Below are 14,122 nucleotides of genomic sequence, written 5' to 3'. Positions count from 1 at the left end.
CCACCCCGCCTGTCTGTGAACGGCACGGCGCCCCACACCCCCGGGGCGCCGTGCCGCGCCCCTCCCTGCCCGAAAGTCGTATGTGTTTACCCAGAGGACCCCCGAATGTCCTACATGTCCCTCCAGCTCGCCGCCTCCGAGACCCCGCCGCACACCGGCGGTCTGCTCACCCTGATCGACGGAACGGCGGGGCTGCTGACCGTCGCCGCGATCGGCATCGCGCTCCTGCTCTTCCTGATCATCAAGGTGCGACTGCAGCCCTTCGTCGCGCTGCTCGCCGTCTCCATAGCCGTCGGCCTGCTCGCCGGCCTGTCGGTCACCGAACTCTTCGGCACCGTCCAGAAGTCCGACGCGGTCTCCACCATCGAGTCCGGCATGGGCGGCATCCTCGGCCACGTCGCCATCATCATCGGCCTGGGCACCATGCTCGGCGCGATCCTCGAAGTGAGCGGCGGAGCGGAGGTGCTGGCCTCCCGCCTGCTCGGACTGTTCGGCGAGAAGCGCGCCCCGCTCGCCATGGGCCTGACCGGACTGATCTTCGGCGTCCCCGTCTTCTTCGACGTGGGCATCTTCGTCCTCGCACCCATCGTCTACGCCGCCGCCAAGCGCTCCGGCAAGTCGGTCCTGCTCTACTGCCTGCCGCTGCTCGCCGGCCTGTCGATGACCCACGCCTTCCTCCCGCCGCACCCCGGCCCGGTGGCCGCCGCCGGACTGCTGCACGTGGACCTCGGCTGGGTGATCCTCATGGGCATCGTCTGCGGTGTCCCGGCCGTGCTCGCCGCCTGGGCGTACTCGGCCTGGGTCGGCCGCCGCATCTTCGTCCCCGTACCGCAGGACATGGTCGAGGCCGCCGAGGAGGCCAGGCAGGCCGTCATCGACGAGCAGCGCAAGGCCGGTGTCGCGCCCCGCGAGACGCCGGTGCCGCTCGGCACGGTCCTCGGCATCATCGGCACCCCGCTGGTGCTCATCCTCGCCGCGACCTTCTCCTCCATCGCCCTGGACCCGTCCACCACCCGCTCGGTGATCGAGTTCTTCGGCAACCCCTTCGTGGCCCTGACCATCGCCCTGTTCCTCGCCTACTACCTGCTCGGCATCCGGCGCGGCTGGTCCCGCAAGTCCCTGGAGACCGTCTCGACGTCCTCGCTGAAGCCGGTCGGCAACATCCTGCTGGTGGTCGGCGCGGGCGGTGTCTTCGGCGCGGTCCTCAAGGCCAGCGGCGTCGCCCAGGCCCTCTCCGACACCTTCCACGACGTCGGCCTGCCGGTGATCGTCCTGTCGTACCTGATCTCCCTGGTGCTGAGGGTCGCCCAGGGCTCGGCGACGGTCGCCATCGTGACGACGGCGGGTATCGTGGCGCCCCTGCTCGCCGAGGGCGACCACTCCCAGGCGTTCGTCGCGCTGGTCATCATGGCCATCTCGGCGGGCTCCATCTTCGCCTCGCACGTCAACGACGGCGGCTTCTGGATGGTGGCCAAGTACTTCGGCATCAGCGAACGGGACACCCTCAAGACGTGGACCGTGCTGGAGAGCGTGCTGTCCCTGGGCGGCTTCGTGATGGCGGCGGTGCTCAGCCTGTTCGTGTAGGGCCTGCCCGGCAACTCCCGTCCGCCCGCCCGGGATCCGCCCGGAAGGAGCCCCGGCCCCGACCGGCCCGTGCGGTGCAATGGAAGCACGGGGGGAGCACCGGACCGGGCTTGTGAGGGCGGAGGCGGCGATGGGATTCTTGATGCCATGCCGCATCCCCCTCACAGGCCCGATCACGCCACGGTGCTCGCCGAGGTGAGAGCGGTGCGGCGGGCCGGAGTCGTCAGGCTCCGCGGGCTGGACATCCCGGAGCTCTCCCGCATCGCCCGGGAACGGCTGGGGACACCGGGGGAGTTACCCGGCCTCGCGGTCGAACGGCTGCTCCGGGACGCCGTCGCCGGCATCGGCGGCGGCACCCTCCAGACCGCCGCCGAGTACACCCTCGGCCTCGCCCAGGGCACCCGTGACTGGCCCCCGGCCGACCGGCGCCGCCGGGCCGCCGAGGTGTACGGCGTCAGCGTCGAACGGTTCCGCAAGCACCACGAGGTGATGGTGCTGGACCAGATCACCGAGCAGATCCTCGGCCTCACCGCCACCGCCACCGCCACCGCCACCGTCGCCACGGCCGCCGAGGACGACGCCGCCACGGCCCACGACGCGGCCGGCGGCCGGGACGCACCGGCCCCCGGGACGCACCGGCTCGCCCCCGCCCACCGCGTGATCAAGCCGCGCGTCCACGACCGCGTCGTCCCCGTCACCCTGCACGTCCACTCCGTCGACCTCCTGCGCGGCGTCGACGTCGTCGTCTCCCCGTCCAACACCTACTTCGCGCTCCCCGCGCCCTACAAGGCCTCGGTCGCCGCGGCCCTGCGCCGGGCCGCGGCCCGCACCGACGCCACCGGGGGAGTCGTCGAGGACCACGTCCACGACGAACTGCGCGACTGGGCCGTGCGCCACGGCATCCCCGGCCGCGCGGCCCTGCCCGGCACCGTCGCCGCCACCTCCGCCGGGGCCATGGCCGCCCAGGGGGTGCGCCGCATCTACCACCTCGCCGTGGCCGTGCCCCGCCCCGGCACCAACGACTACGACGTCCAGCCCGCCGACATCACCCGCGCCGTCGACCGGGCCTTCACGCTGCTCGCCGCCGAGTCCGCGCGCCACGACCCGCCGCTCGCCTCCGTCTGCCTGCCGCTGCTCGGGGCCGGGCGCGGAGGCCTGCCCGCCCTGGAGAGCTTCGGCGCGCTGTGGACGGCCGTGGAGGCCGAACTGGCGCGCGGCGCCCCGTGGGACATCCACCTGGTGATGCGCCGCCAGGCCCGCGCCGACCTGGTGGAGCGGCTCCTCACCGGGCGGCGCCCATAGCCCACCGGTCGGGCGGGCGGCGGCGCCCGGCCCGACGACCGGTACCGACGACAAGGGGGACCAGTGAATCCGTACGCCGTGCTGGCCGCGGCGGCAGCCGAATGGCACCGGCTGGCCGACCGCGTCACCGGACACACCCGCGAGCGCCTCGCCGCCCTGCTGACCGTCGTACGCCACCGCGAGGCCGGCGAACCCGCTCGCCGCGGCGCCGCGGAGGAGGCCGCCGGGCTGCTCCGCCGGGCCCTGCCCGACGAGTTCGGCACCGCGCAGGAGGCCCGGCTCGCCACCGGCGTCACGACCGGCACGGGCAGCGCCACCGACACCGGCACCGACCCGTCCTATCTGGGCTTCCGCGCCGACGACCTCGCCGTCCTGCTCCTCGACGGGCACCGCATGGTCGGTCCCGTGCTCGGCCCGGTCCGCGACCGGCTGCTCGCCGAACCCGCCCTGGACCCGGCCACCGTGCTGCGCGACGGCGGCGACCCGTACGCCCGCGACCTGATCCGGCTGCCCGGACGCGGCGGACTGGCCCGGCTGCCCCGGTTCCAGTTCTCCGATGGCTGCCTGCCCTGGCTGGTCGTCCTGGAGGTCAACGGGCTCCTCGACGCCGCCCGCGACCCGTGGGGCGCCGCCGACTGGTGGCTGGCCGGCAACGCCTGGCTCGGCACCGCGCCCGCCGCCCTCCTCGGCACCGGACAGGAGCGACGGCTCGCCGACACCGCGCGCCTGCTGATGGAGGACGTGTGACCACACCGACCGCGCAGTACGAGGAGGCAGACCCGCCGTGCCCAACTACCGGCCGCCCGAGAACCTGACGGGCACCCCGGCCAAGGCGACGCTCGCGCAGGGCACCCTGCTGCACCGCGTCCACGCCCTGCACCGGAACGCCACCGCCTTCAACCCGCAGCCGGCGCACTGCCTCTACGGCGGCGGACGCTTCGACGCCACACCCTGCGACCGCTACGGCTACCTCTACGCCGGTACGACCCCGGGCGCCGCCGTGTGCGAGACCCTGCTGCGCTCCCTGCCCTTCGACCCGGAGGGAGGCCCGCGCCTGGTGCCCGGCGTCGGCGTCGCCCGGCGCGGCCTGAGCACCCTGCGGCTGACCGCCGACCTCACCGTCGTCTCCCTGATGACCGCTCAGGACCTCGCCGGAGTACGGCAGGACAGCTGGCTGGTGCAGACCGAGGCACAGGACTACGCCTACACCCGGGACTGGGCGCACTGGATCCGCCGTCACACCGACCCCTGGGCCCAGGGCTTCGTCTGGGCCTCCAAGCGCGAGCCCGGCGACCGTACGGTGGTCCTCTTCGGCGACCGCTGCCCGCCCGGCGCCCTCGAAGCCCTCCCCGGCCACACCGTCGACTTCTCCACGGCCGACGGACGCCACTACCTCGACTCCGTGCTCCAGCCCTACCACGCGCAGCTCGCCCCCCAGTAGAAGGCCCGCCCCGTGCCCGACACCCCCGTCTCCCCCGAGGAACTCGCCGCCGAACGCGAGCGGACCCTCGACGCGCTCGCCGGGCTGTCCGCCGACGACCCCGACGTGCCCGGCATGTGCGCGTACGTCGGCGAACTCAGCTACCGGCTGTGCCACCTGGACGGAACCGACCCGGAGGGCGAGGACCTCGCCCTGGCCGTGGAGGCCTTCGAGCGTGCCTTCCGCAACCCCGGACCCGAACCCGGCTGGTCCGCCTGGCGGATCCTGTACGGACACCTGCTGGCGATCGAGTACGACGGGTCCCAGGACCCCGAACTCCTGGACCGGGCACGGGAACTGCTGGGGGCAGGCGTCGACGGCCTCACCCCCGACGGCCCCACCGCCGGCGACCCGGACTTCGACGAGGTCCGCGTCCTCGGCCGCCGCGTCCTCGCCAACTGCGCCAAGGAGCGCTACGTGCGGCGCGGCGCGGACGACGACCCGGGCGCCCTGCTCGACGAGGCGGTGCTCCGCCACGCCGACGCCCTGGACGACGCGACACCCGGGGACGAGGACGAGACCGAGCTGCACATCTCCCTCGGCTTCCTGCATCTGCAGCGCGCCGAGCTGCGCTCCGAGCCCGGCGCCGCCGCCGAGTCGGCACGCCACTACGCGGCGGTCCTCGACGCCGGCCCGCCGGGCGTCGACCTGCCGCACGTCCGGCACAGCCTGGGCCTCGCCCTGCTGCTGCGCGGCCGGGCCACCGCCGACCGCGCCCTGCTGGAGGCGGCGCGGGACGCCTTCGGCACGGCCCGCGCGGAGCTGCGCCGGGCGGGCCGGACCGGCGGGGAGGAACCCGGCTGGGCGTTCCGGTCCGAGGCCGACGCCGTCTTCGTACGCGCGCTGATCTGGACCTCGTGGCGGGACAACGGCCAGTGCGCCGCCGCCGAGGTCGAGCTGCGGGACCTGCTGGCCCGGCCGGACGCCGAGGACCGGCTGCCACCCCCCTACCTCGACCTGTTCGGCCGGCTCCTCTACGAGCGGGCCGCCGACCGCGACGACGACGCCGGCCGGGACCGGGGCATCGCGCTCGTGCGGCTGGCCCTCACCCGGTGGGAGCCGGCCCACGACGGGGACCTCACCCCGACCGCGTTCTTCCTCGCCGCGTTCCAACAGGCCAGCTACACCCGCGATCCCGACCCGCGACGCCTCGACGACGTACTGGAGGCGACCGGGCGGCTGCTGGAGCGGACGTCCGTGGACTCGGAGATCGGCCGGATGGCACGCGCGCTGGACGGCTGGGCCCGGTACATACTCGCCGGCCGCGGGATGCTGCCGGAGGTCGACGGGCAGCCGCAGGGTCTCGACCTCGACGCCCTCAAGGAGGCCACCGGCGGCCTCCTCGCGGACTTCAAGGAGGGCCGGTCCTTCGTCGACTTCGGCGAGGACGAGTTCCTGCGCGGCATCGGCCGGGACATGACGTCACGGCGCGCCCGCACCGAACACCTCGCCTGGCTGCTGGAGCAGTTCCACGCCGCCGAGCCGGGCGGCGAGGCCCGCGCCCACGCCGCCGCGATGATCCTGAGCAACCTGCCCATGATCGACCCGGAGGGCGACCTGCTCGCCCCCGACATCCGGCGGGAGCTGACCGAGTCCGTGCTGCAGCGCGCCGAGACCGACCCCGGCTGGGCCGGCCGGGCGCACGCCGTCATCGGCTTCGCGCGCCTCCACGAGGAGACCAGCACCGGCTCCGGTGCCGGGCTCGACGAGGTCCTCGCCCACTTCGACCGGGCCGAGGAGGCCGGCGGGCAGGACGACTACGGGCTCGCCCTGGCCCGGTTCATGGCGCGGACCCAGCGCGGCCAGACCGGCGGCGCGGCGGACGACATGGAGGAGGGCGCGGCCGTCTGGCGGCGGCTGCGGGACGACCCCGAGCTGCCCGCGCACGTGCGCCGCACGCTGGACCTCCAGCAGGCGGGCTTCGACGCGCAGACCGCCGTCCGGCGCGGGGACCTGGCCGCGGCCGACCGGCACATCGCTGCCCTGACCGAGGGGCACGCCGCGATGCCGGACGAGGACCCCTCGCGGATCGAGGTCCTCACCGCCCTGGAGAACGTGCGGGACGCCCGCGACGCCGTCGCCCGCAACCTGGGGGCCGCGCCGCTGCCCCCGCTCGCCGGCCGTCCCAGCGCGGCCCGGCTCCGGCTCGAGGCCAAGCGCCTGCCGCGCGACCACCGTGCCTGGGTGCTCGGCGACAACGGCATGCGCCGGTTCCTCCGGGCCGGGGAGGCGAACGACGGGCCGGGCCTGGTGGACGCCATCGGCCTGCTCCAGGAGGCCCACGACCTGTCCGCCGAGGGCAGCGACGACCGGCTGCGCTACGCCTACTCCCTCGGCGTCGCCCACTGCGCCCTGTCCACGCTCCAGGTCGACCGGCTGCACAGCCGGGAGCGGCTGGCCAAGGGCATCACGTACCTGGAAGCCGTCTTCGAGGGGGCCGGCGGACCCGAGCACCGCCTGTACGCGGAGATCGGCCTCGCCCTGGCCCGTGCCTACCGCACCCGCGACGACCTCCACCGGCGCGACCGCCCCACCGCCCGGCGCGTCGGCCTGTCCTCGCTGCGCGGACACACCTGGGCGGCGCTGCTCCAGACCGGTACCGACCACGCCGCCCTGGCCGTGACACAGGCCACCGGGGCGGCGCTGGAGATCGCCGGCTGGTGCCTGAACGACGGCAGGCCCGAGGAGGCCCTCCAGGCGCTCGACGCCTGCCGCGGGCTCGTGCTGCACGCGGCCGTCGCCTCGACGACCGTGCCCGGCCTGCTGGCCGCGGCCGGCCGCACCGACCTCGCCGACGAGTGGCATGCCTCCGGCGCCGCCGCCGAGAATCCGGCCGACCCGCTCACGGCCGCGCAGACCCCGCCGAGCGTGCCCAGTTCGCTGCGCCGGCGGGTGTTCGCCGCGCTCACCGCGGGCGACGCCCCGGGCGCGGCGCAGCTCCTGGACCCGCCCACGCCGAAGGAGATCGGCCGGGCCCTGCGCGCCGTGGACAAGGACGCCCTGGTCTACCTGGTCCCGGCCGGCGACGACGTCCCCGGCACCGCCCTGGTCGTCACCTCCTCCGCCCAGGTGCACGCCGTACCGCTGCCCACGCTCAGCCAGGAGGCGGCACCGCTGAGGGCGTACACCCCGGCGTCCCAGGCGTTCAACCGCACCGACGGGACCGCTCCCGGCCGCGACCTCGGTCCCGTGCCGGGCTACACCCCCGGCGACGGCGGCCGGCCCCAGGACGCGCAGACCCGGCTGCGGGAGCAGCTCGACCGGCTGTGCGGCTGGGCCTGGTACGCGGCGATGCGGCCGCTGCTGGAGGCGTTCCAGATGCCGGGCGGACGGCCGCCGCGCCTGGTGCTGGTGCCGATGGGCACGCTCGGGCTCGTACCGTGGCACGCCGCCTGGGAGCCCGGCGGGCCCCGGGGCCGCCGCTACGCCCTCCAGGCCGCCGAGATCTCCTACGCGGCCTCGGCCCGTCTGCTGTGCCAGGTGGCGGCCCGGCCCGCCGCACCGCACACCGGCCCCGCGCTCGTCGTCGGCAACCCCACCGGCGACCTGCGCTACGCGGGCGAGGAGGCCGACGCCGTACAGCGCGTCTTCTATCCGCACGGCCGCTTCCTCGGCCGCCGCACCACCGTCGCCGCGGACACACCGGACGGCGCGGGCACCCCGCGGGAGGTACTGGACTGGCTGCGCGGCCCGGCGGCGGACGAGGGCGGCGGCGTGCTGCACCTCGCCTGCCACGCCGCCGTCGCCGCCAACGCCCGCCGCAGCGCCTATCTCGCCCTGAACGGCGGCAGGCTGGCGGCGGAGGAGCTGACCGACGCGGCCGGCGGTCAGAACCGCCGGCTGTCGCTGGTGCTGCTGGCCGCCTGCAGCAGCCATGTGTCGGGGCGGGGCCACAACGAGGCGTTCAGTCTCTCCACCGCGTTCCTCGTGGCCGGCGCGGACTCGGTCGTCGGCTCGCTGTGGCCGGTCCCGGACGAGGCGACCTCGGTGCTGATGTTCCTCACCCACCACTTCCTGCGCACCCACGGCGAGCCCCCGGCCAAGGCGCTGCGCCGCGCCCAGCTGTGGATGCTGAACCCCGACCGGGAGCTCCCCGACGACCTCCCCCCGGCCCTGGCGGCCCGCTCCCGCCGCATCGACCCGCACGACCTGACCGCCTGGGCCGGCTTCACCCACCTGGGCCGGTGACCGGCCCGGCCTGTCCGGCCGGTACGAGCGTGCGCAGCGGCACGGTGAGCGTCGTCCACTGTCCGGGGGCGGGCCCGAGTGCCGGGCCCAGGTCGCGGGGGGTCGGGACGGTGCGCGGATCCCACGCGGGCAGCTGGAAGGGCACCGTGTTCAGCTCGCGTTCGGCGACGATCAGCTTGAGCCAGTCGCGGACCTGAGCGCCGGGCGACGCCGGCCGGCTGCGCGGCAGGGCCAGCTGAACGGGCCTGCCGTCCAGGACGTGGCCCGTGCGGCCGGGGCCGATGAAGTGCCCCGGGTACAGCAGGGAGTGGCAGGCGTAGCTGTCCGTCAGATCGAGCAGCAGGCACCACAGGGTGCGGTCGGGTGAGCGGTTGTGCAGCCGGATCGACACCAAGGGCGCCTCCGGCCCGTAGGGACCGGGCGTGTACGGGCAGACGATCTCCCCGCCGCCGTCCGGCAGCAGCACCTCGCCCGGCGCCGCGTTCCACGGCGCGATCTCCACGCGGACCAGGCCGTCCAGCGGTGAGGGCCGGGGGGTGAGGTCCCGGATCTCGTGCCAGCGGGTCAGGTGCTGCAGGCAGAGGGCCACCCGCGTGGCGTCGCCGCCGTTCCTGTACGGCAGCGGCGCGGTGAACGGCGTCCCGTCGCGCCGCTCCACGTGCGCCGCTCCCTCGGTCACCCGCACCCGGAGGTCCAGGACGGCTGGCTGCCCGGGCCCGTCGACCACCCGCAGCAACGGCAACGGCGCCACCGCCTCGGCCAGCTCCCGCACCGCCCCGGAGGGGCCCTCCAGCCGCACACTGCCCGGCGCCAGCGCGAGCGCCGAGACCACTACGGGGTAGACCCGGCCCCGATCGGGCACCCAGCCCACCGGATCGACGAGCGTCCGCTCCATCCGCACGTCCCGGGCCCGCAGAACGAGTCCGCCCCCGACGGTTCCGGCAGCACCGGCCCCGGTGCCGACCGACTCGGCCACGGCCTGACCGGCCCCACCCGGCCCGGCGTCGGGCAGCCGGGTTCCGTTCGGCCGGGCACCGGTGGGTCCGCTCCCGTCCGGACCGGTCAGGGCCGCCCCGGCCTCGGCACCGATCGGCTCGGTCGTGGCCCGCGTGGTTCCCTTCGGCCCGGCGCCGGTGGGCCCGCCCCCGCCCGGCCCGGTCACGCCCGCCTCCGTGCCGGCCACCGTGAACTCCGCCCCGTCGGTCACCTCCCGGAGCCCGTGGACCGTGCCGCAGTCGACCTCCCAGCCGTCGGGGCCGTAGCGCAGCAGGTGCGCGCCCGGGCCGTCCGGGCCGTTGCGCAGCGACTGTGCGCCCGCCGGTGCCGGGCGGGGGCTGAGCGGACCGAGGAACGGCTGGTCAGCAGGACCGCCCGGCGCGTCCGGCAGGAGTACCGGCTGCTGCTCGCGTCCGGCGCGCGCGACCCGCCCGGCCGCGGCCGCCAGCAGCTGCCGGCAGGTGGCGTCAGGACCCGCGGCACGCGCCGCGCCGATCAGGGCGTGCGTGAAGACACCGTGCTGCCGCCCGTCGAACCAGTCCTCGTACGACGGCTGGTTCAGCCGGCTCGCCGCCATCAGCACATGCCCCCCGGGCGCCTCCACCACCGCCTCCCGCGCCGCCGCACCGTCCACCGGGACCTTCCAGGCGGGGCTCGGCGGGGCGTAGCGCAGCCCCGGCCACCGCGTCGCGCCGCCCGAGTGGCAGCAGTCCAGCACCGCCGTGACCTGGGCGCCGCCCGCCGCGACCGTGTTCAGCAGCGCACCGAGCCGCTTGTCGAGCAGCGGGCCGTCCACGCACAGCACCGCCTGGTTCATGCCGGTCGCCTCGACGAGCAGGTCCGCCCCCGTGGCGGGCATCTGCGTGCCGTGCCCGGAGAACCACAGCAGCGCCGTGTCCCCGGGGCCCGCCTTCCCCAACTCCCGTACGACCGCGTCCTCCACCGCGGCCACCGTCGCCGCACCGTCCAGCAGCACGGTGACGACCGCCCGTTCGCCCGCGAGGTCCGCGACCAGCCGGCGCGCCTCGGCGATGTCGTTGCCACAGCCCGACAGCGCCGGCGCCACCTCGGCCGGATAACCGTCCACTCCCACCAGGAGCGCATGGATCTTCCCCATGCCGGAGAGTCTGTCAGTGCCCGCGACACCACGCCCCGCGTACGCGGCGACCGAACCGGCCCCGTTCCGGGCGTGTTCGGGTCACCCCCAGGTCGTTCGGTGGAGGGAGTCGCGCTCTTGACGGTTCGTCACTAGGCTTCACTTCCCGTGCATCACGCAACCGGTCCTCCGGTGCGCGCCACCCATGACTCTCGGGGGACACCATGGGGTACGCAGAACACCCACGCCGCATCGTCCGGCCCGGACAGCAGGGGCCACAGGGGCAGTCCGCCCGGCCCTTGTCGTCACCGGGCGCCGGCCGCCGCCTGATCGGCGACCTCGGTACACCCCGGCGCCAGGCCACCGGCGCCCCGGGCCCGGACGTGACCCGCCGCGAGCTGTACCGGCCGCGCCCGCTGGCACTGCGCGACGCCCTGCACCGGCTGGACGCGGGCCTGGACGACCAGGCCTGCCGCTCCCTGGCCGAGTGGATCCGCGAGGAGTACACGACCACGTACGGCGCCGTCCCGCTCGGCTTCGTCGCCCGCTGCTACCTCGGTCCGCCCTACGTGGACCACATGCTCAACCTCTTCGGCGTCATCGTGCGGCACTTCGCCCCCGCCGAGCCCATGCCCGACCCGTACTCCTCGGCCCGGATGCCGGCCCGCTCCGGCGGCTACGCGTACATCGAGGTGTACAGCGACGGACTGATCCTGCCGGTCCTCGAGGACGGCACGGTCGTACGGCCCTGACACAGCCCCGCCCCGAGAAGAACGCCGGCACCCGAAGCCCCCGCACGTGAACGGAGTTCGCGCATGTCCGAGGTCGACTACGCACTGCACCGCAAGGTGCAGGAGGTCAGCAACCTCGTCGTCAGACTCACCGAACAGGTCGGCTCGGTGTCCGGCCAGGTCTCCGCGGTCGAGGCCAACCAGCAGCAGGCCCGCACCGAACTCCAGGCACTGCGCGACGAGTTCCTCGCCTTCGTGCGGCAGGCCGAGACCACGGCCAACGTGCAGCGCGCCGAGACCCGCATCGGCGTCATCGAGGACAAGATCGACCACGAGTTCGGCCACCACAAGACGGTCCGCCGCACCGCCGTCGGCATGCTCCAGGCCTTCGACGTGGGGCTCGTCTCCGAGGACAACGTCCGGATGGTCAGCGACCAGCTGATGATCCAGACGCCCCGCTACTGGCTGGCGCCCGCCCTCGTCGCCCTCGCCTCCTGGTCGGCCGACGACCGGGACCTGTGCGAGCGCGCCGTCGACGAGGCCTTCCGCCGCTCACCCGACCGCACCGCGCTGTTCTTCGCCCTCGTCCTGCGCCGCCAGGGACGCCGCGAGGGCGCCGTGCGCTGGCTGCGGCACTACCTGCTGGCCCAGGACCCGGCCTCGCTCGGCCGCGAGTTCGCCGTCATCCTGGAGGCCATCGCCCAGGGCGCCTTCGGCGTCGTGGGCCGCGACCTGCTGGACCGCACCCTCGCCGAATGGCGCTCCCAGCTCGCGGACAGCGCCGACGCGCAGACCAAGCAGATCACCCGCTGGCGCGAAGAGATCGCCGCCCTGCGCGGCCCCTCCAGCCAGCAGGAGTTCCCACGGCTCGCGGCCGTCTCACCGCAGTGGGGTCAGCTCGACGGCGTGCTCTCCGGCGCCCGCGGCCAGCAGCTTCTGCTGGACAAGTACCGGGCCGTCCTCGACCGGGAGTTCACACCCTCCGAACGCATCGAGGACGCCGTGGACGACATCCTCGACCGGCTGGTCTCCGAGTACGACAACGAGGAGCTGCCGCTGCGCCGCGACCTCGCCTTCCACCAGGCGGTCGTCGACCACGACGGCGACCTCGACTCCGCGCGCCGGGTCGCCGACGCGGACGCCGCCTCGTACGAGGAGACCCTCGACTACCTGACCGTGCAGACCACGGCCGCCCTCAACCCGGAGGCCATCGGCACCTCACCGGCCACGCAGCGCCTGGCCGTCGCCGCCTGCCACGAGTGGTTCCAGCAGGCCCACGCCGGTCACACCCGCGACTACCGCGCGGCCATGCCGCAGGACGTCCAGGCGCACTTCGACACCGCGTACACCGTCGCCGCCCAGTCCTTCCGGCTGCCGCCCTGGACCGGCTCGTTCACCCAGCCCCTGGCCGCCCTGGAGAAGTCCCTCGCCGACCACTGGGACCGGCACATGACCCCGTTCATCGAAGCGCTCGGCTACCCGTGGCTGAAGAAGGCCGCGCCGCTGGTCGCGGTCGTGATCGGCATCCTGCTGATCGTCACCCAGGCCGGCGTCGGCTTCGCGCTCGGCGCCGCCGCGGTCGTCGGCGTCGTGTGGGGCCTCGTCCTGAACAACGGCGCCCAGGCCGCCCGGCGCAACCAGGACACCGCCCGCCAGGCCCTGGAACAGGCCAAGACCGAGTCCCTGCACGCCCTGCGCGGCGCCTCCGCCGAACTCACCGACTGGTACGAGAAGTTCCGCGCCGCCGACCAGGTGGAGGCGAAGGTCCGCGAACTGATCGCGTCCCTGCGGACCGAGGGCGGACCGGCCTCGCCGTTCGAGGGCCGCACCGTACGCCAGGAGGACGACAACCGATGACCACCCCCAGCACCCCGCCGGCCGGCTCCCCCACCCCGCCCCACCCCCGCACGCCCCCGGGCGCGTCCCCGTGGGCGGGCTCCGCCGACGCCGGACGGACCCAGTCGTCCCCGTGGGGCGCCGTCCGCCGGCCGCAGCAGGAGCGCGTCACCAGCAGGCTGCGCAAGCTCGTGGAGGGCCTGCCCGACTGGGAGCCGCTGCCGCCCGGCGAGACCCTCGTGCGCCGCCCCGGGAGCACCGCCCCGTGAGCGGACTGTGGGGCGACGGCGGCGCCTACCAGGCCTGGGCCGAGTTCCTGCGCCGCTGGGCGGCCCGCCAGCCCGTCGACCCGGCCGCCCTGCCCGCCCTCACCGACGAGCAGTACGACGCCGCCACCTGGGTACGGCTCGGCGCCCACCTCACCAGCGCCTTCAACACCCGCCTCGGCTCCTGGGCCGACGCGCTGGTGCGGGCCCTTGACCAGGCGCGCGACGAGTTCAGCTACGGCCGCGAACTCACCCAGGCCCGCGCCGGCCTGCGCGAGGTGCGCGCCCTGGCCGCCCACCCCGGGCTGCCCGAGTCCCTGCGCACCGAACTGCTCCGACTCGTCGACCAGCAGATCCCCCACGTGCAGGAGCAGCTGGAGCACCAGCTGGCCGAGGAGGAGCGCCGGGGTGCCGACCGGCGCCTGCTGGAACGCCGCCGCCGCACCCTGCGGGACAACGCCCTCACCGGCGTCCTCGCCGCGCCCCCGCCGGCCACGCCGACCGTGCCCGACCCCTGGGCGGCCGACGTCCCCGGCAGCCCGCCCCGGCGCCGGATCGTCCCCGGCTGAGCCCTCCCGGGGCCGCCCGCACCGACCCGCCCCGCACCGGCACGCGCACCCCGCCCACCCTCGCCCCGAAGGCC

At 75.3% G+C, this 14,122-nt stretch carries 10 protein-coding genes; 9 read left to right on the top strand and 1 reads right to left on the bottom strand.

The genetic code is table 11. The annotated features are described in order from the left end of the window. Window positions 1-105: 105 nt before the first annotated feature. From ACIRG6_RS11545 to ACIRG6_RS11525, 5 genes are all read left to right on the top strand, one after another. On the top strand, window positions 106-1,584 hold the full coding sequence (locus tag ACIRG6_RS11545; protein WP_239765660.1) for a GntP family permease: 1,479 nt from the start codon (window positions 106-108) through the stop codon (window positions 1,582-1,584). Window positions 1,585-1,731: 147 nt separating this feature from the next. Then, window positions 1,732-2,886 (top strand): hypothetical protein, encoded by a 1,155-nt coding sequence (locus ACIRG6_RS11540; RefSeq protein WP_403322214.1) that lies wholly within the window; start codon window positions 1,732-1,734, stop codon window positions 2,884-2,886. 63 nt (window positions 2,887-2,949) lie between these two features. After that, entirely contained in the window at window positions 2,950-3,633 is a 684-nt protein-coding gene (locus tag ACIRG6_RS11535) for a hypothetical protein (protein ID WP_403322212.1), read from the top strand. Window positions 3,634-3,670: 37 nt separating this feature from the next. Beyond that, on the top strand, window positions 3,671-4,327 hold the full coding sequence (locus ACIRG6_RS11530; protein ID WP_364676099.1) for an RES family NAD+ phosphorylase: 657 nt from the start codon (window positions 3,671-3,673) through the stop codon (window positions 4,325-4,327). Window positions 4,328-4,339: 12 nt separating this feature from the next. Beyond that, window positions 4,340-8,554 carry a CHAT domain-containing protein gene (locus tag ACIRG6_RS11525; protein ID WP_403322210.1) on the top strand — a complete coding sequence of 1,405 codons (4,215 nt, stop codon included), beginning with the start codon at window positions 4,340-4,342 and terminating at the stop codon, window positions 8,552-8,554. Here the strand turns inward: ACIRG6_RS11525 and ACIRG6_RS11520 are convergent. Beyond that, entirely contained in the window at window positions 8,535-10,667 is a 2,133-nt protein-coding gene (locus ACIRG6_RS11520) for a caspase family protein (protein WP_364818840.1), read from the bottom strand. The genes ACIRG6_RS11525 and ACIRG6_RS11520 overlap by 20 nt on opposite strands. 203 nt (window positions 10,668-10,870) lie before the next feature. On the opposite strand from ACIRG6_RS11520, the gene ACIRG6_RS11515 reads away from it, so the two are divergent. The 4 genes from ACIRG6_RS11515 to ACIRG6_RS11500 all read left to right on the top strand — a co-directional run bounded on the left by ACIRG6_RS11515 (window position 10,871) and on the right by ACIRG6_RS11500 (window position 14,048). Further along, the gene (locus ACIRG6_RS11515; RefSeq protein WP_364676090.1) at window positions 10,871-11,398 is read left to right on the top strand and encodes a hypothetical protein; all 528 of its coding nucleotides are present in this window, start codon (window positions 10,871-10,873) and stop codon (window positions 11,396-11,398) included. 63 nt (window positions 11,399-11,461) lie between these two features. Then, the gene (locus ACIRG6_RS11510; protein ID WP_364676088.1) at window positions 11,462-13,234 is read left to right on the top strand and encodes a hypothetical protein; all 1,773 of its coding nucleotides are present in this window, start codon (window positions 11,462-11,464) and stop codon (window positions 13,232-13,234) included. Next, window positions 13,231-13,482, top strand: a complete 252-nt coding sequence (locus ACIRG6_RS11505; protein WP_189228914.1) for a hypothetical protein — start codon at window positions 13,231-13,233, stop codon at window positions 13,480-13,482. Before ACIRG6_RS11510 ends, ACIRG6_RS11505 begins: the two co-directional genes overlap by 4 nt. Beyond that, entirely contained in the window at window positions 13,479-14,048 is a 570-nt protein-coding gene (locus ACIRG6_RS11500; RefSeq protein ID WP_364818844.1) for a hypothetical protein, read from the top strand. The genes ACIRG6_RS11505 and ACIRG6_RS11500 overlap by 4 nt, the downstream gene beginning before the upstream one ends. The last annotated feature ends 74 nt before the right edge of the window (window positions 14,049-14,122 follow it).

Origin of the sequence: Streptomyces flaveolus (assembly GCF_044765825.1) — a bacterium.
Taxonomy (GTDB): domain Bacteria; phylum Actinomycetota; class Actinomycetes; order Streptomycetales; family Streptomycetaceae; genus Streptomyces; species Streptomyces flaveolus.
The sequence above is the reverse complement of the archived record's forward strand: the minus strand, read 5'-3'. Positions and strand labels throughout refer to the sequence as shown.

Coding starts and splice junctions, on each gene's coding strand:
- ACIRG6_RS11510 (WP_364676088.1), top strand. CDS start 11,462: ATGTCCGAGGTCGACTACGCACTGCACCGCAAGGTGCAGGAGGTCAGC.
- ACIRG6_RS11540 (WP_403322214.1), top strand. CDS start 1,732: ATGCCGCATCCCCCTCACAGGCCCGATCACGCCACGGTGCTCGCCGAG.
- ACIRG6_RS11515 (WP_364676090.1), top strand. CDS start 10,871: ATGGGGTACGCAGAACACCCACGCCGCATCGTCCGGCCCGGACAGCAG.
- ACIRG6_RS11520 (WP_364818840.1), bottom strand. CDS start 10,667: ATGGGGAAGATCCATGCGCTCCTGGTGGGAGTGGACGGTTATCCGGCC.
- ACIRG6_RS11505 (WP_189228914.1), top strand. CDS start 13,231: ATGACCACCCCCAGCACCCCGCCGGCCGGCTCCCCCACCCCGCCCCAC.
- ACIRG6_RS11545 (WP_239765660.1), top strand. CDS start 106: ATGTCCTACATGTCCCTCCAGCTCGCCGCCTCCGAGACCCCGCCGCAC.